Below are 19,501 nucleotides of genomic sequence, written 5' to 3'. Positions count from 1 at the left end.
CTTGGACAGGGCTTTTCAGTTTCAGCAGCTATTTAGAACACAACGCCCTGGCTACGCAGGTAGTCGTCATAGGTGCCGCTGAAATCGATCACGCCGCTAGGGCTGAGCTCGATAATGCGGGTGGCCAGGGACGATACGAACTCACGGTCGTGGCTGACGAAGATCAGCGTGCCCGGGTAGTTCTCCAGCGCCAGGTTCAGCGCCTCGATGGATTCCATGTCCAAGTGGTTGGTCGGTTCGTCCATGATCAGCACGTTCGGCTTTTGCAGGATCAGCTTGCCGAACAGCATGCGACCTTGCTCACCACCGGAGATGACCTTGACCGACTTGAGGATCTCGTCGTTGGAGAACAGCATACGGCCGAGGGTACCGCGAACGATTTGCTCGCCGCCCTGGGTCCATTGGCCCATCCAGTCGAACAGGTTGCAGTCGTCTTCGAAGTCGTGCGCGTGGTCCTGAGCGTAGTAGCCCAGTTCCGCGGCGTCGGTCCACTTCACGGTGCCGGCATCCGGGGTCAGTTCGTTGACCAGGGTGCGCAGCAGAGTGGTTTTACCGATACCGTTCGGGCCGATGATCGCCACGCGCTCGCCAGCTTCAACCTGGAAGCTGAAGTCCTTGAACAGTGTCTTGCCGTCGAAGCCTTTGGCCATGCGCTCGACGATGACCGCCTGACGGTGCAGCTTCTTGGTTTGTTCGAAACGGATGAACGGGCTCACACGGCTCGAAGGCTTGACTTCGGCCAGTTGGATCTTGTCGATCGCCTTGGCGCGGGAGGTGGCCTGCTTGGCTTTCGAGGCGTTGGCCGAGAAGCGGCTGACGAACGATTGCAGTTCCGAGATCTGCGCCTTCTTCTTGGCGTTGTCCGACAGCAGTTGCTCGCGGGACTGGGTCGCCACGGTCATGTACTCGTCGTAGTTGCCCGGGAACAGACGCAGTTCGCCGTAATCCAGGTCAGCCATGTGGGTGCACACGCTGTTCAGGAAGTGACGGTCGTGAGAGATGATGATCATCAGGCTGGAGCGCTGGGTCAGGATGTTTTCCAGCCAGCGGATGGTGTTGATGTCCAGGTGGTTGGTCGGTTCGTCGAGCAACAGCACTTCAGGATCGGAGAACAGCGCCTGAGCCAGCAATACGCGCAGTTTCCAGCCTGGGGAAACCTCGCTCATCGGGCCAAAGTGTTGCTCGATGCCGATACCCAGGCCCAGCAGCAGTTCGCCGGCGCGGGATTCGGCGGTGTAGCCGTCCATTTCGGCGAATTCGGTTTCCAGTTCCGCAACGGCCATGCCGTCTTCTTCGGTCATTTCCGGCAGCGAGTAGATGCGGTCGCGCTCGGCCTTGACCTTCCACAGCTCTTCGTGACCCATGATCACGGTATCGATCACGGTAAATTCTTCGTAAGCGAACTGGTCCTGGCGCAATTTACCCAGACGCACGTTCGGCTCGAGCATGACCTGGCCGCCGGACGGCTCGAGGTCGTCGCCGAGGATTTTCATGAAAGTCGACTTGCCGCAACCGTTGGCGCCGATCAGGCCGTAGCGGTTGCCCGCGGCGAATTTGACCGAAACGTTTTCGAATAGCGGCTTGGCGCCGAACTGCATCGTGATGTTAGCTGTAGAGATCAAAGGTTTTTCCTGCGAAGCATTCAGAGTAGCTAGGGTTGCGGCAGTACCGATTCAGTACCCGTTTCCGGTTTTCGAACCACAGGAAATGCATCCCGGTCAGAAGCGGAAGGTCCATCTGGCAATAAGTGGACAGCAGCATATGGAGCGCTTGGCCCGAGTCGAAGTGCGCTGACACGGGGTTCATTCCCGTCATCAACCAAGGGGGGCGCGTAATGTTTGGCGGCGATTGTACTGGTCTGGCTCTTTAAACGATAGGGCGTTAAGGCCGCACGGCCACTTTGGCAGCATCAGTGGACAGATTTTCACATCTGAAGGTTAACTATTGGTTACAAACTGTGGCTAAAATGCCATCTATCACTTGATGCCGACAGGCGGCATGGGCTCAAGGACGCGCCATTCGGGACCGCTATTTAGTATTCAGACGCTGCACAAGACCCTCGGGCCGATCGGCTGGCAAGGGACGCAGTTTGTTCACTTCTGACGTGTGACGATTTTTGTGAAATTGATCATTGCCGCTGTTTATGTTGTATCCATTGCGTACGTCCACTTGCGCGGACGCGTGCGCCACAAGCTGGGCCGCCAATTGAGCGACCACTCGACGTTTCTGGCGCCGATCAACTGCTTCCTTTATATGTTCTCGAAAATCCCCAACAAGCCTTATCTCAACCCGGCCGACTTTCCTGATTTGAGTCCGCTGCAGGACCATTGGGAAGAAATTCGTGCCGAGGGCCAGAATCTGCTCAGGGCCGGGGAGATCAAGCGCTCAATTCAATACGACGATGTCGGCTTCAACTCGTTCTTCAAGACGGGCTGGAAACGTTTCTACCTGAAGTGGTACGGCGACAGCCATCCTTCGGCGATGAAACTCTGCCCGCGCACCACCGAACTGGTGCAACGCATCGGCTCGATCAAGGCCGCGATGTTCGCCGAGCTGCCACCGGGTTCCAAACTGGTGCGTCACCGCGATCCGTATGCCGGTTCCTATCGCTATCACCTGGGCCTGGAAACACCGAACGATGCCGGTTGCTACATCAACGTCGATGGCGAGAACTACCACTGGCGCGACGGTGAAGCGGTCATGTTCGACGAAACCTTCATTCATTACGCCGAAAACACTACCGAGCACAACCGCATCATTCTGTTCTGCGACGTAGAGCGGCCGATGAAGTATCGCTGGGCGGCGGCGTTCAATGGCTGGTTCAGCCGTAACGTGATGTCGGCGGCGGGCGCGCCAAACGATGCGGGTGACAAGACCGGCGGTATCAACCGCTTGTTCGCCAAAATCTACAAGATTCGCCTGCACGGCAAAGCGCTCAAAAAGCGCAACCGCAAGCTCTATTACCTGGAGAAATGGGCGGTTTTTGGCGGATTGTTGGCGTTTTTTGTTTTGATCTAAAGATTGTGTCACGGCGTATGGCCCCTTCGCGAGCAAGCCCGCTCCCACATTAGATCGCGGTCAACTGTGGGAGCGGGCTTGCTCGCGAAGAGGCCAAAACATTCACCGCAAACTTTCAATCAGCCACGAGAAGTCTTCGTGGCTTTTTTGTGTGCGGCGGGTTTCGCGGCGGGCTTCGTTTTGCCCGTGCTCTTGCCGCCGAGGCTGCGTTTAAGCAGCTCGGTCAGATCGATAACGTCTGCGGTTTTGCGCTCCTCTTCACCCGTCGCTGTTTCCACATCCTCGATCTTGCCTTCGTTGGCCTTCTTCTCAACTAACGCCATGATCTTGTCTTCAAAACTGTCGCGATAATCCTCGGGTTTCCAGTCTGCGCTCATGTCCTGAACCAGTCGTTTGGCCATATCGAGTTCACCTTTGGCCAGTTCGGGCTTGGTGACTTCACTGCCCAACTCCAGCGTATCCAGACTTCGCACTTCGGCAGGCCAGCGCAGCATCACCAGCACCATCGCCGATTCCAGCGGCATCAGCGCGGCGAGGTGCTGACGCGTGTGCAGCACAACATGAGCCAGGGCGACTTTATTGGTTTTGCTTAACGTTTCGCGCAACAGCGCATAGACCTTTCCACCTCGTTTATCCGGCGCGAGGTAGTAGGGCGTATCGATGTTTTGCAGGGGAATCTGCTCGCTGTCGACAAAGGAAAAGATGTCGATGGTCTGAGTGGACAGCGGGTGCGCCGACTTGATTTCCTCTTCGCTGAGGACCACATACCGACCCTTTTCATACTGCACACCTTTAACGATGTGTTCCTTGGTCACTTCCTTGCCGGTGACCTTGTTGACACGCTTGTAGCCCACCGGCTCCATGCTGCGGCTGTCGAGCCAGTCGAAATCCACCCCGTGCGAGGACGTCGCCGAAACCAGCGCCACAGGGATATGCACCAGACCGAAACTGATCGCGCCTTTCCAGATTGCCCGTGCCATGGTCGTCTTCTCGCGTGTGATGTTCAGGTGACCTGCGGCCTGGCGCAAAAGTTTCAGTGGCTTGCGGCCCGGTCCTGTGGGGGATCAGGGGCGTGCTCAACTTCGTGTTACATCTTGTCCGGGAGGTTTTAGTTAACAAATTCGAACCCCGGGCGTAGCGTGATATCGAAGTTCCTATCCACGCTGATGTCGAGAGGCTTCCCATGAACAGATTTGTGCTCGGCTGCACCGCGTTGGCGTTGAGTGGCTGGCTGAGCAATCTGGCCCAGGCCGACACCGCGCCGCCACCTTCTTTACTGCTGTTGGCCCAGAGCCCGACAGGCAACGCCAGCAATCCTTACAACAGCCCGATTCGCCGGGCCAATCCCAACAGCATGCAAGGCACGCAACCCAGCGTGCCGGTCATCCGTGGCCCAAACACAGTGCCCGTGCCGAGGCCACCGACGCTTGATAATGGTGGCATCGGCAATCGCTATCCCCAAGGTCGGCCGCCTCCCGCTACCCCACCGAAATTCATTCCCAATCCACCTCATCGAGACGCAGACACCAACTACCGTTGAACGGCACGGCAGCGTTCTTGCCAGCCATTCGAACGACAAAAGGAATCGTGCATGTTGCGTAAAACCCTTCTGGCCACACTGTGTGCCAGCGCACTGATCACCGTCACGGCGCCCGTTTTCGCGGCGCCAACCCAGAATCTGAACAGCGAACAGGGCACCCTTGAGGTGACGACAATGACCAAGGGGCTCGAACATCCCTGGGCCTTGGCGTTTCTTCCCGATCGCCAAGGGATGCTGGTGACCGAACGGCCCGGTAACCTGCGGGTGGTCAGCGCCGACGGTAAACTTTCCGCTCCGCTCAGCGGCGTGCCACAGGTCTGGGCCAAGGGGCAGGGCGGCTTGCTGGATGTGGTGTTGTCGCCCGACTTCAAACTAGACCGCACGGTCTATCTGTCGTATGCCGAAGGGGGTGGTGAGGGCGGCAAGGCCGGGACGGCGGTAGGTCGCGGTCGTCTGTCTGACGACCTGACGGCGATCAAGGATTTCAAAGTGATCTTTCGCCAGGAACCCAAGCTTTCGGTCGGTAACCACTTTGGGTCGCGCCTGGTGTTCGATCGTGACGGCTATCTGTTCATCACCCTTGGCGAGAACAACGACCGGCCAACTGCTCAGGACCTGGACAAGCTGCAAGGCAAGGTCGTGCGGATCTACCCGGACGGCAAGGTGCCGGATGACAACCCCTTTGTCGGTCAGGCCGGCGTTCGCCCGGAAATCTGGTCCTACGGCCAGCGCAATCCACAAGGCGCGGCGCTCAATCCCTGGACCGGCACCCTCTGGGAAAACGAACACGGTCCCCAGGGGGGCGATGAAATCAACATCATCGAGCGCGGCAAGAACTACGGCTGGCCGATGGCAACCCATGGCATCAACTATTCCGGCCAGCCAATTCCGGAAGCCCAGGGCAAGACCGCCGAAGGCACCATCGCCCCACGCCATGTCTGGGAAAAGTCCCCCGGCCTCAGCGGCATGGCGTTCTACGACGCTGACCGCTTCAAGGCCTGGCAGCACAACGTGTTTATCGGCGCGTTAGTGAGCCAGGAGTTGATCCGCTTGCAGTTCGATGGCGACAAGATCGTTCACGAAGAGCGATTGCTGGGGGAACTCAACAAGCGCATTCGCGATGTGCGGCAAGGGCCGGATGGGTATTTGTATGTGCTGACCGATGAGGACGATGGAGCCCTGTACAAGATCGGACTGAAGTAACCGGCACCTGTGTAGCAGCTGCCGAAGGCTGCGTCCGGCTGCGTAGCAGTCGTAAAATCATCCACCGCGGCAGCTCAGTTAGACCGAGGTGCCTGGATTTACGACTGCTACGCAGCCGGACGCAGGCTTCGCCAGCTGCTACAGGGGTTGTGAAACTCATGATCGGGCGTACAGGGCCACTGCTGCGCGCAACTTGCCTCGCCCAAAGCTGCACATTTTTTCGAACTCTCCATGGCTGACCGGCAAATGCTGGCAGTCCATGGGTTGGCGATGCTGGCTGTGATCGACATCCGGGTCATGCAGGTAGACGAACTCTTCATCGCAATCGGTGACGATCACCCAATGCGGCGATTTGGAACGGGTCAGTCGGTAACTGCTGATGAGCACCAGCGGTTGTCCGCCACCGTTCAGTAAACCTGGAAGATCCAGCGGCCTGCCGATCACCTGTTCGACGTCAGTGGTGTGCAACTGCGCCGTAAACTCCTCGTGCACCAGACGCATTACCTCTTTTTTATGTGCATCGCGTACGCCATCGAGAAACAGTGCCCCGGCCATACTCAGTTGCAGACGCACTCCAAAACCCCGTCGCCATGCCGCCAGCGCCAGGCCTTGAGGGCTACAGCCACCATGGCCCGAGGTCATGAACACGGTGGTCGCTTCGCGCCAGATTTGCAGTTCTTCGCGACGCTCCAGCACGCGATCCGCTTGCAGCGCGCCCATGGCCATCAGCAGACAGGCCGGGCCGCAGGTGAAATCGGTGGTCTGCGGATACCAGGGCACCTTGATGTTGCGCGAGTCGCGGTGCTGGAGGATGCGCTTCTCCAGTCGCAGCGCATCGGCATGGTCCTGGTAATAGTCGTGAATCAGGGCAAAGCGTCGATAACCATTGCGCTCATACAGGGCAATCGCCGTCGGGTTGTCGATGCGTACTTCCAGCCGCAGGTAGGCGCAGTCGTACTCAAGGGCGCAGGCCTCAATCCGTTCGAGCAACTGCCTGCCCAGTCCGCTGCCGCGTGCTTCGGTGGCGATCGCAATCGAGTAAAGGCGCGCCAGCGAAGTACCCCGGTGAAACAGCACCACGGCGTAACCGACGAGGTGCTCGCCACGCTGGGCCACCAGCAGTTGCCCGTGGGCCCGCGTGATCATCCATTGAAAACTGCGACGGTTAAGCCGATCCGTGGTGAAACAGTGTTGTTCGAGTTCCAGCAGTGCCGGTAAGTCTTCAACCAGCGCCAAGCGAAAAACCAGATTCATATGACCACCGTAAAAGTTGCGTAACGAAACGGGACTTTCTAAAAAGTTCGTGCTTAATAGGAAAGGTCTTGTTCTCCAACGGATCAATCACTATGTCAGCGGTACAGGGTCATTGGCGCGAAGTATCCGAGCAAACTTTGCCGGCAGCAACTTATTTAAATGACGGTATTAGAACGTCCAGTCAATTGATTATCATCGTCGAGCGCAAGGAGGACTGGGCCTCCTACTTCCCCAGTGAAGACATCGTCAGCGCGCAGGAATACCTTGAAAAACCCCGCGCCAACGAGCAGGGCAAGCGGGTGCAAGTGATCAATCTGTGCCGCAGCTACAAGTACCTGGGGCACGGTTACTACTGCTCGCTGCTGGCCGAAGCCCGTGGGCACAAGGTGATTCCGCCGGTGCGAACCATCAGCGAACTGACTCGAAAGTCCTTGTACGGCCTGGCCCTGGATGATTTGGATAAAACCCTGGAAAAAGCCCTCAGTCATCATCTTTACAGCGATACCGAAGGCTTTACCCTGACACTGTATTTTGGCAAGACTCATATCGAGCCGTTGCAGGATCTGGCGCGACAGTTGTTTGAAGTCTTCCCGTGTCCGATATTGTTAGTTGAGTTTCGTCGAACTAACGGCTGGCACATTGAAGGGATAAAGTCCGGCGCCTTACATAAGTTGCGCGAAGACCAGGAAGACCAGTTCGCCCACTCACTCGATAGTTTCAGTCGCAAGATCTGGCGCGTGCCGCGTTCCCGGCGTTTGGCCCGTTATGACCTGGCCATCCTGCACGATCCCCAGGAAGCGTTGCCGCCGTCGAATGCCAAGGCGCTGGACAACTTCGTCAGGGCTGGCAAGACGTTGGGCATCGACGTCGAGCTGATCGAGCGCAAGGACTACGCGCGTATCGCCGAATACGACGGACTGCTGATCCGCGAGACGACAAGCGTCGATAACCACACCTACCGTTTTGCCAAGAAAGCCGAGAGCGAAGGGCTGGTGGTGATGGACGACCCGGCGTCGATTCTGCGTTGCACCAACAAGGTGTACCTGACCGACCTGCTCAAGAGCCATCAACTGGGCATGCCCGCCACCGAGATTCTCTATAAGGAGCGACCGGAAGACTTCGAACGAGTGGGCGAGCGCCTCGGTTTCCCGTTGGTGCTGAAAATCCCCGACGGCTGTTTCTCTCGGGGCGTGATCAAGGTCGAAAGCCAGCAAGCCTTGCTCGAAGCCACGGCCGAACTGTTCGAGCATTCGGTGCTGTTGCTGGCTCAGGAATTCTTCTACACCGAATACGACTGGCGCATCGGCGTGCTCAACCGCAAACCCATCTTTGCCTGCCAGTACTTCATGTCCAAGGGCCATTGGCAGATCTACAACCACAAGGCCAAGGGCCAGGACATCAACGGCGAATGCCGCACCCTCGCGGTTCACGAAGCACCGCGGGCGGTGGTGGAGCTGGCGGTGAAGACCGCGAACCTGATCGGCGATGGCCTCTACGGTGTCGACCTCAAGCAGTCCGGCGACAAAGTGGTGGTGATCGAGGTCAACGACAATCCCAACATGGACGCCGGCATAGAAGACGCTTACTTGCAGGACGGTCTGTATTCACTGGTGCTGGAAGAGTTCGTCCGTCGCCTGGAACTCAAGCGTCGTGGCCAGGCTTGGTGAGCGGCGGATGATCAAGCGCTTTCAACTGATTCACGGCGCTCTGCAAGCGGTCGAACGGCTGGACGCCGACGTGATGTTGTTCAGCAACCCCGATGCGGCCGAACGGGATCTGCTGCACAGCCATTTCAAAGTTGATGAACACGCGCTGGCCTCGGCCCTGGACCCCGACGAGGTGTCACGCATCGAGTTTCACCCCGACAACCTGTTCCTGATCTGGAAACGCCCGGAAAACTATTCCGGTGCCGGCAGCCTGGCTTTTGAAGTGTCGTCGTGCGGTTTGCTGTTTTCCGAACATCGTTTGTTGGTGATCGCCACCGACGACTCGCCGCTCAGTGGCCTCGGCATGCGCCAGCCTCTGAACACGCCGCTGGATGTATTGCTCGACCTGCTGTTCAACAACATCCATCACTACTTGGGCCATCTCAAGGTGATCAAGCTGGTTGCCCGGGAGTTGCAGCAGAAATTCAACGCGTCGATGCAGAACCAGCACCTGATTCAGATGTTCAACCTCAGCGAAAGCCTGATCTATTACATCAACGCGATTCACAGCAACGGCGCAGTCCTGACCCGGTTGCGCAATCACGCGGCAAAGGAACATTTCAGCGCCGAAGCCATTGGCCTGATCGACGACCTGATCATCGAAAACAACCAGTGCTACAAACAGGCGGAAATCTACTCCACGGTGTTCTCCGGGCTGATCGACGCCCGGGGCAACCTGATGAACAACAGCATGAACAACCTGCTGCGTAAACTGACGTTGATCAATGTGGTGTTTCTGCCGCTGAACCTGATTGCAAGTATCGGCGGCATGTCCGAGTTCAGCATGATGACGGCGGGCGTGCCGTGGTGGGTTTCGTATCCGCTGTTTCTGACCGCAATGGCGTTAGGTGCGGGGGCGATGGTGCTTGGGCTCAGGCGGTTGGCAAAGTGACGGCTTTTCTCCGATCTTGTAGCCCACGCACGACGAGGTACAACAGTGGCCCGATGGAGACGAAAACAGCGGTGATCAAAAGGTAAGGAGCCACCGACCATCCCGACTGCCCCCGATTGCGCGCATCCGTGTACATCCATATGCCTGCGAGCGTCGCCAGCAGGTACAAATCAATCACTACCTGCGCCGTGTCGGGGCGCGACATCAGGCTGATGCCGAAGTCGATCAATGACTGTTCGGCCTGAAGCATCACCGAAACGGTGTAGCCGGCGAACGCAATAAGGGCAATAAGGGGCAGGGCGACAGACTTCATGGTTTCCTTCCTTGGGATGATGAGCAGAGTCGTCAGCCTACAGAGGCCGAGTAAAATTGGCCATTGACTTGCCATCAGCGTCCGGCTAATTTCCGGACATGACTTCCACTGTATTGCGCTGCCAGCCAAGCATTATTACCGCCATTCCTTATTTGGCGGGCTAGCTCACGACTGCAGCACCCAACCCGCCCTAGAGGCGGGTTTTTACTTTCTGCCTCCTGGGTTCCGATCAACGTCAGGAGACGACCATGAGCACGACCACCGCCCAGCAGACCTTGCTTGAGCACTACGTAAAAAAGATCCTCGCCGCGCCGGTGTATGAGCTCGCGGTGCGTACGCCGCTGCAACCGGCGCCAGCGTTGTCCGAGGTGCTCGGCAATCAGATCCTGCTCAAGCGCGAAGACCTGCAACCGACCTTCTCCTTCAAGATCCGCGGTGCCTACAACAAACTGGTGCAGCTGAGCGATGAGCAAAAGGCTCGCGGGGTAATCACCGCTTCGGCGGGCAATCATGCCCAGGGCGTGGCGCTGGCGGCGCGTGAATTGGGAATCGCTGCGACCATTGTGATGCCGTGCACAACGCCGGAGTTGAAGGTGCTCGGTGTGCGCAGTCGGGGCGCCGACGCCGTGTTGCACGGTGAGAGTTTTCCGTTTGCGCTGGACTATGCATTGAACCTGGCGCGGCAAACCGGTCGCACCTTTGTCTCGCCCTTCGACGACCCGGACGTGATCGCGGGGCAGGGCACCGTCGCCATGGAAATCCTGCGTCAGCATCAAGGTCCGCTGGACGCGGTCTTCGTCCCGGTGGGCGGTGGGGGCCTGATCGCCGGCATCGCGGCGTACGTCAAATACCTGCGACCTGAAGTCCGCATCATCGGCGTCGAGTCGGAGCATTCCGCCTGTTTACATGCGGCATTACAGGCCGGCGAGCGAGTTGTCCTGCCGAACGTAGGCACTTTCGCCGACGGTGTCGCCGTCGCCCAGATCGGTGCTTATGGTTTCGAGGTCTGCCGGTTTTGCGTCGATGAGGTGTTGACGGTCAGCAACGACGAACTCTGCGCCGCCATCAAGAATATCTACGACGATACCCGCTCGATCACCGAACCTTCCGGTGCCTTGGCCGTGGCCGGAATCAAAAAATACGTGGCGCAAACCGGTGCCCGTGGTCAGACACTGGTAGCGATCGACTCGGGCGCCAATATCAATTTCGACAGTTTGCGCCACGTGGCCGAGCGCGCCGCGTTGAGCGGCGCCCCGGCGTGAGCGGTGTCAGGCCAGAAGCGGGCGTAGGAAGGTCCGCTCATAACTGACGATAAACTTCTTCTCGACCAGCGAAGCTACGAGCGCGGCGCTTTCGGCGTCAGTCATCGCGATATGCCGGTAGCTTTCGTAGTCCGCCAGCGAAGGAAAGCTGAACAGGCAGTAGGCGATATTGCTCGCGCCCTCGGAAGGCAGGAAGTACCCGTGGTGCGTACCGCCCAAACGCTCGACGATGCCGAGCCAGGCCTTGGCGTAGGCTTCGAATTCGCTGAGTTGATACGGATCGATCACATATTTGACGTGGCAGGTAATCAAAATGGCGCTCCTGTAACGGGATAGAACGGTTATTCCTGGACGGCTTTCTCGACCTTGCTCGACGCCGACCAGATCCGGTAGCGGACTTCGACGTCTTTCGGTACGTAGAGCACGATCGGCAGTTTGCTGTTGTAGCGCAGCATGAAACCGTCACCGACCACCGGCACGAAGTCCTTTTTACTTTTGCCGTCCGGGCAGGCCATCAGCGTACTCATTGGGCCGATGACTTTTTCCAGTCGGTAGAACGGGTAGCCCCAGCCTTCGAGGTTTTTCTCCTCGAGAATGCCGCCCAAGCGTTGGCGATTACAGTCAACGGTCAGGGTTTTGCCAGCGAGGACTTCGACCTGGAAACTGTCTTCCTGAGTCTGTGGGGCAAGGTGAATGACCTGGCGGGTAAAACCGCTCTCGGCTTTGGGGAACGGCGCGATTTCTTCGAGTTTCGCGGCGTGAGCGATGGTCGACAGCCCGGCAACAATCAGCCCGACGGTAGTGATGCAGGTCAAAGAACCCATGGTGCCTCCTTGCGTGCGAGCGGGGTCAGCGGATACTGATTTGAATGGCCGCATTCTTACTGGCGTCGTCGGCCAATGCAAACGTGTCGCTGGATGTATGCAAATTGCAGGGGCACCACAACGCCTTTCTTGCAGATTGCATGAGGCCATGTAGCAGTCATTTGGCTAAATCTTTGATTTACCGATGAGCTGCAGGGCGAAATCCCAGGCATGTTTTATGCTGTAGCTGGTCTTAAGCTGACCGGGGATTTCATTGCGTCAGTATCGATCGTTGATTGGCAGTCTCACATTAAGGAGAGGGTCGCCATGTTTCTTTCTGCCTTGGAACTTCGCAATATCATTGAAAGCAGTTTTTTGCCGAAACGTTGTCAATGCACGCTGTCGCCGGACCTGTCGATGACCGTCAAGGTATATTCCGATCGTGAAACCGATCACCTCGATCTAATGAAAACAGGAATAAATGCCAAACAGCTAAATGGTTGCCGAGAAATCAACAACCTGATCGCTGGACTGCGCTCTGACATGCAGCACCAGACCATTGCCCAGACGCTGCATCCAGACAGAAAAGCGCTTTAACCCACGGTTTCGAGTTCCATCGACACGCGCCTGGTCTGGAGAAACGCCAGGCCCAGCGCCAGTTCGACCACCACCGCAAGCAAAATGCCCGGACCGGCATGGCCATTGAGCCATTCGCCGAAGCCCAGGGCTGCCAACCCCCAGCAGCCGACCATGAAGCCATTGCTCAGCGCATGTCGGGTGGTCGAAGGCGACTCGTTTCGAACCAGATAAAACATCACGCCCAATGCCGCAAACAGCATTGCACTGCGCCGCGCGACAACGCCCACCGCCAACGAGTATTCGAGACCCCAGATTGACAGCAACCAGTCGGGCAGCAAACCCCAGACCAGGGCCAGCAAAAAGCACAGAAGGGAAGTGAAGGTCGACAAGGCACGAAACGATAACTGCATGGCGAATCCTTGCGGCAGTGGGGGGAGGCGCAGAGCATAGCGCCAGAACCCCTCACAGGAATACCGCAAAGTGTTGAATCAGACCTTTCCGTCAGTTCTGATAACTGCAAGCGTCGGAAAGTTTACGGTAGGAGATTTCCGCAGGCTTGCCCGAGGTGCTATCGATGTACTTCATGTCGGCTGTGACCACTTTGCAGTCCAGCGTAGACGGTTCGGTCAAGGTAATGACCTTGCCCACGTGCAGCGGCATACCGTAGTGGTAAGGCACCGCTTGGGAGCTCGAAGTGTCATTGGCCTGGGCCAGGCCGGCAAACGCGGTGCAGGCGAGGGCAGTGGTGATCAGCAAGGTGCGCATGTTCATGAACGATCTCCGATGCAGGCTTAAAGTCAGCTCGACGTTTAGGCGTCGAACCTGCCGCACTGGGCGTCAGAGAACTCTGAGGGCGTGCGGTCCAGTAAAGTTTTGGACCGCGGGGTTAAGCGATGGTTAACCCGATTGAATGCCGCCTGTCGTGAGGAGGTTTCTGACAGAGGTTTCATGTAGGTAAAAAAACTGAGGGAGGTTCGGCCCGTTCCTACACGGTCGGACTCTTTGTCGTCTTTCGCCGGCAAGCTGCCAGCGTTTACTGTTTGACCTCGCTGCAAAATCAGCGAGCAGGTTTGGTCACCTGATGCCATCACGCATATGTGTGCCATCATTCGCGCTGCGGACATCTATGTCCTCGTAGTGCGTTGCAATGGCGGCTGTGTGCTGGACGCCTTCGGGCGAACCGATTTGATGGTGTCGGTTGACCAAGCCTGCACACAGTCCGCCTCCCATCGTTTGGTCACGGTACTGGCGGTTATTTACTAATCATCGAGTAATTACTATGCCAACGATAAATCCATTCCCCGATCGCTATCGCTCAATCAAAAGCAGCGTTACCGACACAAACCCAATGGTCATCGATACCGAGGCCAATCCCCAAGACATTCTCGAAGCGGCTTTACAGCGTGTCCGAGCCGCCAGCCAGTTACTTGAAACGCTCCATTGCCAATGCTTCAAGAACGGTGATGTTCAAGATATTCCGCACATTACTCACGCGCTTTATCTGCTGACGCAAGATGGGTGCGATTTGCTGCTGGTTGCGCAGCAGCAGATGATGGGGTGGAAGGCGCCGGTCTGACGCTATGCGGTAAGAAAGTGGAAGCAGTAAGACTTTAGGAAGAATCAATTCTTTCTATTTTGCTGCTTCCTACTTTTGCGGATTGGTAGCATGCTGGTCAGGCGACATCCAATTGGCCTTAGAGATTCAGCTTGTCAGGAAAGAATGACAGGGGGGCTTGAGTCGCCTTCCATTCTTTCGCAAACTCTTTAGCTTCTACTATCTGTTCAGATGTCATTTTTTCGGCAATTTTTTGGAGTTTACTTTCGGCCATCTCCCGCAAACCACCGCCGCCATCTAGCTCCCCCAGCAAATATATAAGTGCATATCCTTTAATAATGTCGAATGGGAAGCCATACAGGTCCGGTTCGTGGGCAAGGTCTGATCCATAACCATAGACAGTGGATGCATAGCCTGCTAAAGCCGCTTGTTCATTCCAATACCGATAACCTTCAATGTTTCCTTTCTCAAACAAAATCGCTCCATATTCCATCATCGATCTTGGATTGCCACCTTCGGCAGATGCTTTAAACCATTTCTCAACCTCTTCTCCTCGCTTCCAAGGTAAGAAAAAGCCTTTTTCTTGTTTATAGATTACGCCCATCCAATATTGAGACAGTGCATGGCCCGCTATAGCGGATTTTTCAAGCCATGATTCGTCCAAGGTCAATTCGTACATAATATACATGGCATCCGCGTCGCCCTGGATCGCTTTCGGCAATGCTATTTTTTCAGCTTGATTTAACCACTCGACTGGCATTTTTTGATTAGGAGGGCAGTTGTCTGAAAGTGTGCAAAGATCCTTCACTATGCGCCCAAGTTGAATCATTGCGTATAGATCACCTTGGGCAGCGGACGCCTCGTACCATTTCCGAGCTTCAGGATTAATATAGTGGTTTTTCCTCCTGAGCGATTCTCCCAGATAATACTGTGCTTCGTGATCGCCGGCTTCCGCAGCAATGGTCAGGAAGGGGGTGGCAGAAACAGCTTTGTATTGATTGTAGAAAGTTATGCCCTGTGTTTTTGCTGCTTGCTGTTCCGAGGAAAGTTCGGCGGATGCTGGATTTGCAAGCGCAATAATCAACAGTGCGGCAAATAGACTTTTCTTAATCAATGTTAACGGCTCAACTTTTCCGGAAAAAACGACAGAGGTGGATGAGTCGCTTTCCAGTTTTTTGCAAATTCGTTAGCTTCTGAAATTTGTTCTGGTGTCATTTTTTCGGCAATTTCCGGAAGGGTTTCATTTACGTAAACCTGTACATCTCCGCCACCGTCAAGTTCAGATAGTAGCGAGGTCAGTGCATAACCTTTAACCCTATCTAATGGGAAGTCAAAAAGCGATGGTGAATGGGCTGAATATGCGCCGTAACTGCTGACGCCTGACTTGTACCCTTTTTTAGCTGCTTCGACAATCCAATGGCGAGCGACTGTTAAATCACCTTGATCTTCATAAATAAACGCAGCGTATTCCATCATTGCAGGGGGGTATCCTCCTTCTGCAGATAGTTTCAGCCAATTTCCAATTGCCTCATGCCGCTTCCATGGCAAGAAGAAACCGTCTCCTTGCCTAGTTCCAATTGCCATCCAGTATTGAGCTAATGCATATCCAGAATTTGCAGATTTCTCAAGCCATTCCTCCTTAAGCGTTAGTTCATACATTAAGTACATCGCTTCGGGATCACCACTTTCAGCAACAGGTTTCGTCAAATCTAGCGCGCCTTTCAACCATTGCGCCGGTGTTTTTGTGCTTTCAGGGCAGTTGCCCATGTTGACACAGAGATTATCACCACTTCGTCCGAGCTGTATCATCGCATAAACGTTATTTTGGTTCGCCGATTCCTCGTACCACTTTTGCGCATCCTCGGTCATGTAGCGTTTTGTATTTCTAATTGATTCAGCTAAATAGTACTGGGATTCCGCATCCCCACCTTTTGCAGCTATCGTCAAATGCTGTATTGCAGGCGCCATCTTGTACTGATTGTAAAGAGCTATTCCTGTTTGCTTGGCTGCATTCAATTCAGCCGTAGGCTTTGCAAGCAATTGGCAAGAAAAAAGCAGGGAAAAAACTACAGTAACGAATGTGAATTTTTGGCGCATGTGTTGTCCTCAGTTTCTACTGGTCTGGAGCAATGTACTTGGCTTTGCCAGCGGGTATATATGTTCGGCCATAAAATTGGCTGCGCTGGCAGTAATTGTCACTATTTGCGCCTAACAATTTTACATGTTGAGCATATCGAGTACGCATTTTGTCGTTTTCTGGATCGGCAAGTCTTAGGACTGCGTCTGACATAAAGTTATCAAGCGCCAGTCGATTTTCACAATAAAATTGCCGTTCATTCGCTGGCTTTAATCCAAAGCGATTCATGCACATGCAGATCTCCTCGAACTGGCTCTGGGCTTTATCGACGGTATTCTGTTTTTTTGCGTTATCTAATATCCACTTAAGAACACGCTCAATAGCTTTTTGTTGAATCAGGTGCGCTTGGCTTTTGTCGTATTTGCGTTCTGCTTTCGCTGTATCGCCCGATGAATTGGTACTGATAATGCTGAACTCGTCTGCAGGACTAATTAAAGTCATTAATAGCGGACCCAAAGCACCCGGAATCGCGTTAACGCACCACTCCTCCAATTCTGCTTGGTTCCCATAATAAATAATAGTATCTGCAATCGGCCCTCCCTTGCCGGTAGCGGTCAAACTCTCATAAAGGGCCATGACTGCATCCACTCCCATGATATAGACCATAGGCATATCAAAGCCGCAAATGGCCAAGGCATTTAGCTTGGACATGTAATCGTTTGTATTTTTATCGATGGAAAAGAAAGGATTTTGATTGTTTTTATAAAGCTCGCGGCGGAACAAGTTGATCAACTCTGTCACTGCGTCGTAACCCACTTCGAACTTGAAAGCCCCACCCACCCCGGGGCCGGCTACCAACGAAGCCTTCAGTACTAAAATCAACCGGCCGTCATGCAACGAAATACTCGCTTCGCCCTTTGCCCCCAAACCTGCGGCCACATTTAGTTCGGCGGTCAAACGAGCGAGGCTGAACCACTCGTTGGTCTTCATCGAGTCTTTGGACCCCGATGTGGGTGCCCGTTGTAGCATGGCGACTTCGGAGGGCGGGGCCCAGTTCAAGGCGCCGGTCACCATGATTCCCGATTGCAAACCGGCGAATAAATTGAAGGCGGCTTTGCCTCCATTCTGCACTTGCAGGTTTGTATTGACTCCCTTGATTTGATCGCTGGTTTCGGTGTGGACGAAATCGCGTTTGTCTCCGGTCCGTACCACGGGTTCTGGCGGAGCCAAATGGAATCCCGCGTTGCCAATGTCCAGCGCTATCTCGGAGGAAAGCAGCAGCGAGGCGCCGGCATAGCCCCAGGCCTTGGCGCCGAGATACAACGAAAACCGGCCCAAATTGAGTGTTTGCTGGACGCTATTGCCGTCTAGATAGGTAAACGTGATTTCTTTGGCTTTGCTGCGTTCAGGCAGATCGACTTTAAACAGCTCGACTTCACCACGGGCGAGGTCGACGCCGAATGACGCTTTGGCCGAGGCTTTAAATCCTTCCGCCAGGCTAAAAGCGGGGCCTTCGACTTTTGTTGATCCGTGAATGATCTCAGTGGATGACGACGTCAGGCAGCGAACCAGTTGCGCTTGGGGGCTGATATCAAAAATGCGAAAGGTCTTGCGCACGTTGTCTTTGAACAACACCTGTTGCAGGCGTACTCCCCATTCCTTGCGGCTGCCGGCACTATCAAGGGCAGTGACTTTGTAATTCTTGGTTTGCAGAAAGGTGTAAAACTTTTCGATCTCGAACCAGCCTTCGGGGGAAAACCAGTCGCTTTCCTGGTCCTTGATCCGCAGAGCGCCTTCCTGTACGAGCCATTGGCCGAACAAATTCAATTCACTGTCGGTGGCGGCTTTGCCAGTGCTGTTGCCTGGGCGCTTGGTCAAGTCTTTGACTTTGGCGCCGACCTTTTTCCAGTCGTTCTTGACGGTGGCTTGAAGTCTTGGAAGCGAATACATGCTCAGGTAAGTCAACGGTTTCTTGAGGTCATCCAGCATGCTCATTTCATGAAGCGGAAAACCATCCTTGACCAGCCGGTCCATCGGCTTGGCCTGGAACTGCTCGGGCTCCCACAACAGATGCCGACGAACAGGTGCGGTTTCCATGTTTTTCTCGGCTTGCAGTCGTAACTTTTCCTTATCTGCCTGCAGACGGTCCCATTCGGCGCGCTCGAGGGAAACAAGGTTGGCCGGCGCTTTGGCCTGCCGGCCGCTTGCTTCGATCCAGCCTTTATATTTTTTGCTAAGGCGTTCGTTGACCTCTGTCTGCTTTTTCTCAAGCGCCAAGTATTGCTTGAACAGGTCGACGCCACCTTCGACCGAAGCACCGCTCGCGGGAATCAGGGCGAATTCGGGTAAGGCGATTCCGTATTGAGCGACACTGGTAATGGACTCAAGGTAAGCAACATAGATCGCTTTTCTTTTTAAACGCTGTGCTTCCTGATCGCGCACGTACGTACAAAGAGGGAGTTGGTTATTCACCCCGCAAGTCGCGACCTCGTCTAGTCGCTTTTTGTCTTGAGCCAGCAGCGGCGCGAGTTCAGCCGATCCTAATGTGGCCAGGTCTTTTTCTTTGAGTAAGGTTTCTCGAGCTTTTAGGTATTTCTGAACGCCCTCGCGCGCTGCAATGGATTCAGGGGAGTACAGACTTCCACTTTCGTAGGCGTAACCCTTTTCTTTAGCGGCGACGATGGCGGTGCGCTTCAACTTTTGCCATTCAGCATGAACGCCGTGCACCCGCGTTGCGTCTTGTTGCGCTGCCATCCACTCGGACTTTTTGATGTCATCTTGTTCAAGTCGGGTTAGAGGCGTCGAGGGAGCCGGAGCCGGTGGCGTTGCAGCCTTTCTCTGTTGCTGCGCCTCCAGCAACGTGGCATCCAGGTCACTGATGCTTGGGTATTGCGTTTCAATCTCGAGCATTCGCGCTTGCTCTTCGCCCGCGAGAAAGTTGCCCAATTTGGGTTCGAGGAAGTATTCAAGCAACCCTGTGCTGTAGAGGCCTTTTTTGCGTTCCTCGGCAGACTTGCTTGAACTTACTTTTTGGTCCAGGTCATTGGCCGCTTCTTTAAGCGCCGAAGTTGTGCGTTCCGGCAGTAGCCAGAACGATTCATTTTCGGTGTCGTAAATCGCGCTGCCGTAGGTTGTTGAACACGGCGTTTTTACTTTGTCATGAGAGCCGGGCGTTTCATCAGGTGCATTGGGCTGCTCACCGAGATCCCGTGGCGGCTTCGCACAGGTTTCTTCGGCTGTTGGTGCAGTAGGTACAGCGCTGGTGTTGGATTCCATAAATGCTTCCATTCATTCGTTAC

18 protein-coding genes and 1 pseudogene are annotated in these 19,501 nt (G+C 55.2%); 8 read left to right on the top strand and 11 right to left on the bottom strand.

All coding sequences use genetic code 11. The features are described 5' to 3' along the window. Window positions 1-32: 32 nt before the first annotated feature. Entirely contained in the window at window positions 33-1,622 is a 1,590-nt protein-coding gene (locus CKW16_RS19680; RefSeq protein WP_008149954.1) for an ABC-F family ATPase, read from the bottom strand. A gap of 496 nt (window positions 1,623-2,118) precedes the next feature. On the opposite strand from CKW16_RS19680, the gene lpxO reads away from it, so the two are divergent. Continuing rightward, window positions 2,119-3,018, top strand: a complete 900-nt coding sequence (lpxO, locus tag CKW16_RS19675) for a lipid A hydroxylase LpxO (protein ID WP_095130063.1) — start codon at window positions 2,119-2,121, stop codon at window positions 3,016-3,018. 119 nt (window positions 3,019-3,137) lie between these two features. Here lpxO and CKW16_RS19670 read toward each other — a convergent pair whose 3' ends face one another. Further along, window positions 3,138-3,998, bottom strand: a complete 861-nt coding sequence (locus CKW16_RS19670) for a Ku protein (protein WP_095130061.1) — start codon at window positions 3,996-3,998, stop codon at window positions 3,138-3,140. 203 nt (window positions 3,999-4,201) lie between these two features. On the opposite strand from CKW16_RS19670, the gene CKW16_RS19665 reads away from it, so the two are divergent. Both CKW16_RS19665 and CKW16_RS19660 read left to right on the top strand, forming a co-directional pair. Further along, window positions 4,202-4,558 (top strand): hypothetical protein, encoded by a 357-nt coding sequence (locus CKW16_RS19665; RefSeq protein ID WP_095129913.1) that lies wholly within the window; start codon window positions 4,202-4,204, stop codon window positions 4,556-4,558. Between the two features lie 51 nt (window positions 4,559-4,609). Beyond that, window positions 4,610-5,761: a PQQ-dependent sugar dehydrogenase gene (locus CKW16_RS19660; RefSeq protein WP_095129911.1), complete on the top strand. Its 1,152-nt coding sequence runs from the start codon at window positions 4,610-4,612 to the stop codon at window positions 5,759-5,761. Between the two features lie 156 nt (window positions 5,762-5,917). Here CKW16_RS19660 and rimI read toward each other — a convergent pair whose 3' ends face one another. After that, the gene (rimI, locus tag CKW16_RS19655; protein WP_095129909.1) at window positions 5,918-7,015 is read right to left on the bottom strand and encodes a ribosomal protein S18-alanine N-acetyltransferase; all 1,098 of its coding nucleotides are present in this window, start codon (window positions 7,013-7,015) and stop codon (window positions 5,918-5,920) included. A gap of 92 nt (window positions 7,016-7,107) precedes the next feature. Here rimI and CKW16_RS19650 point away from each other — a divergent pair, with 92 nt between their 5' ends. Together CKW16_RS19650 and CKW16_RS19645 are read left to right on the top strand one after the other, a co-directional pair. Continuing rightward, window positions 7,108-8,682 carry a RimK family protein gene (locus CKW16_RS19650; protein ID WP_095129907.1) on the top strand — a complete coding sequence of 525 codons (1,575 nt, stop codon included), beginning with the start codon at window positions 7,108-7,110 and terminating at the stop codon, window positions 8,680-8,682. A gap of 7 nt (window positions 8,683-8,689) precedes the next feature. Further along, window positions 8,690-9,613, top strand: coding sequence for a magnesium transporter CorA family protein (locus CKW16_RS19645; RefSeq protein ID WP_095129905.1), 924 nt, complete (start codon window positions 8,690-8,692; stop codon window positions 9,611-9,613). On the opposite strand, the gene CKW16_RS19640 is transcribed toward CKW16_RS19645, so the two are convergent. Continuing rightward, a complete protein-coding gene (locus CKW16_RS19640) occupies window positions 9,594-9,926 on the bottom strand; it encodes a DUF2834 domain-containing protein (protein WP_095129903.1) in 333 nt (110 codons plus the stop codon). The genes CKW16_RS19645 and CKW16_RS19640 overlap by 20 nt on opposite strands. Before the next feature lie 248 nt (window positions 9,927-10,174). On the opposite strand from CKW16_RS19640, the pseudogene ilvA reads away from it, so the two are divergent. Then, a pseudogene (gene ilvA, locus CKW16_RS19635) lies at window positions 10,175-11,170 on the top strand (threonine ammonia-lyase, biosynthetic); the annotation flags it as partial. 24 nt (window positions 11,171-11,194) lie between these two features. Here the strand turns inward: ilvA and CKW16_RS19630 are convergent. Then, entirely contained in the window at window positions 11,195-11,500 is a 306-nt protein-coding gene (locus CKW16_RS19630; protein WP_074876451.1) for an NIPSNAP family protein, read from the bottom strand. Window positions 11,501-11,529: 29 nt separating this feature from the next. Next, a complete protein-coding gene (eco, locus tag CKW16_RS19625; protein WP_095129899.1) occupies window positions 11,530-12,012 on the bottom strand; it encodes a serine protease inhibitor ecotin in 483 nt (160 codons plus the stop codon). A gap of 306 nt (window positions 12,013-12,318) precedes the next feature. On the opposite strand from eco, the gene CKW16_RS19620 reads away from it, so the two are divergent. Continuing rightward, entirely contained in the window at window positions 12,319-12,588 is a 270-nt protein-coding gene (locus tag CKW16_RS19620) for a DUF1652 domain-containing protein (RefSeq protein WP_095129897.1), read from the top strand. Here the strand turns inward: CKW16_RS19620 and CKW16_RS19615 are convergent. Both CKW16_RS19615 and CKW16_RS19610 read right to left on the bottom strand, forming a co-directional pair. Further along, window positions 12,585-12,980: a hypothetical protein gene (locus CKW16_RS19615; RefSeq protein ID WP_095129895.1), complete on the bottom strand. Its 396-nt coding sequence runs from the start codon at window positions 12,978-12,980 to the stop codon at window positions 12,585-12,587. The genes CKW16_RS19620 and CKW16_RS19615 overlap by 4 nt on opposite strands. Before the next feature lie 91 nt (window positions 12,981-13,071). After that, the gene (locus CKW16_RS19610) at window positions 13,072-13,341 is read right to left on the bottom strand and encodes a DUF2790 domain-containing protein (protein ID WP_046047138.1); all 270 of its coding nucleotides are present in this window, start codon (window positions 13,339-13,341) and stop codon (window positions 13,072-13,074) included. Window positions 13,342-13,849: 508 nt separating this feature from the next. On the opposite strand from CKW16_RS19610, the gene CKW16_RS19605 reads away from it, so the two are divergent. Continuing rightward, the gene (locus CKW16_RS19605) at window positions 13,850-14,146 is read left to right on the top strand and encodes a hypothetical protein (RefSeq protein ID WP_095129893.1); all 297 of its coding nucleotides are present in this window, start codon (window positions 13,850-13,852) and stop codon (window positions 14,144-14,146) included. Window positions 14,147-14,264: 118 nt separating this feature from the next. Here the strand turns inward: CKW16_RS19605 and CKW16_RS19600 are convergent, their stop codons facing one another. Genes CKW16_RS19600 through CKW16_RS19590 form a run of 3 tightly spaced genes read right to left on the bottom strand, consistent with a single transcriptional unit; the run spans window position 14,265 to window position 19,478 of the window. Continuing rightward, a complete protein-coding gene (locus tag CKW16_RS19600) occupies window positions 14,265-15,236 on the bottom strand; it encodes a sel1 repeat family protein (RefSeq protein ID WP_095130059.1) in 972 nt (323 codons plus the stop codon). A gap of 5 nt (window positions 15,237-15,241) precedes the next feature. Then, entirely contained in the window at window positions 15,242-16,222 is a 981-nt protein-coding gene (locus CKW16_RS19595; protein WP_095129891.1) for a tetratricopeptide repeat protein, read from the bottom strand. Window positions 16,223-16,238: 16 nt separating this feature from the next. After that, window positions 16,239-19,478, bottom strand: coding sequence for a hypothetical protein (locus CKW16_RS19590; RefSeq protein ID WP_095129889.1), 3,240 nt, complete (start codon window positions 19,476-19,478; stop codon window positions 16,239-16,241). Window positions 19,479-19,501 lie beyond the last annotated feature (23 nt).

It is taken from the genome of Pseudomonas sp. Irchel s3h14, assembly GCF_900187425.1.
In the GTDB taxonomy this organism is placed as follows: domain Bacteria; phylum Pseudomonadota; class Gammaproteobacteria; order Pseudomonadales; family Pseudomonadaceae; genus Aquipseudomonas.
Note: the sequence above shows the minus strand (reverse complement) of the source record. Positions and strands in the feature narration are given on the sequence as shown.

Bases quoted from the DNA above. Each gene is read 5' to 3' on its own strand.
- CKW16_RS19670 (WP_095130061.1), bottom strand. From the start codon at position 3,998: ATGGCACGGGCAATCTGGAAAGGCGCGATCAGTTTCGGTCTGGTGCAT.
- CKW16_RS19665 (WP_095129913.1), top strand. From the start codon at position 4,202: ATGAACAGATTTGTGCTCGGCTGCACCGCGTTGGCGTTGAGTGGCTGG.
- CKW16_RS19660 (WP_095129911.1), top strand. From the start codon at position 4,610: ATGTTGCGTAAAACCCTTCTGGCCACACTGTGTGCCAGCGCACTGATC.
- rimI (WP_095129909.1), bottom strand. From the start codon at position 7,015: ATGAATCTGGTTTTTCGCTTGGCGCTGGTTGAAGACTTACCGGCACTG.
- CKW16_RS19650 (WP_095129907.1), top strand. From the start codon at position 7,108: ATGTCAGCGGTACAGGGTCATTGGCGCGAAGTATCCGAGCAAACTTTG.
- CKW16_RS19645 (WP_095129905.1), top strand. From the start codon at position 8,690: ATGATCAAGCGCTTTCAACTGATTCACGGCGCTCTGCAAGCGGTCGAA.
- CKW16_RS19640 (WP_095129903.1), bottom strand. From the start codon at position 9,926: ATGAAGTCTGTCGCCCTGCCCCTTATTGCCCTTATTGCGTTCGCCGGC.
- eco (WP_095129899.1), bottom strand. From the start codon at position 12,012: ATGGGTTCTTTGACCTGCATCACTACCGTCGGGCTGATTGTTGCCGGG.
- CKW16_RS19620 (WP_095129897.1), top strand. From the start codon at position 12,319: ATGTTTCTTTCTGCCTTGGAACTTCGCAATATCATTGAAAGCAGTTTT.
- CKW16_RS19615 (WP_095129895.1), bottom strand. From the start codon at position 12,980: ATGCAGTTATCGTTTCGTGCCTTGTCGACCTTCACTTCCCTTCTGTGC.
- CKW16_RS19610 (WP_046047138.1), bottom strand. From the start codon at position 13,341: ATGAACATGCGCACCTTGCTGATCACCACTGCCCTCGCCTGCACCGCG.
- CKW16_RS19605 (WP_095129893.1), top strand. From the start codon at position 13,850: ATGCCAACGATAAATCCATTCCCCGATCGCTATCGCTCAATCAAAAGC.
- CKW16_RS19595 (WP_095129891.1), bottom strand. From the start codon at position 16,222: ATGCGCCAAAAATTCACATTCGTTACTGTAGTTTTTTCCCTGCTTTTT.
- CKW16_RS19590 (WP_095129889.1), bottom strand. From the start codon at position 19,478: ATGGAATCCAACACCAGCGCTGTACCTACTGCACCAACAGCCGAAGAA.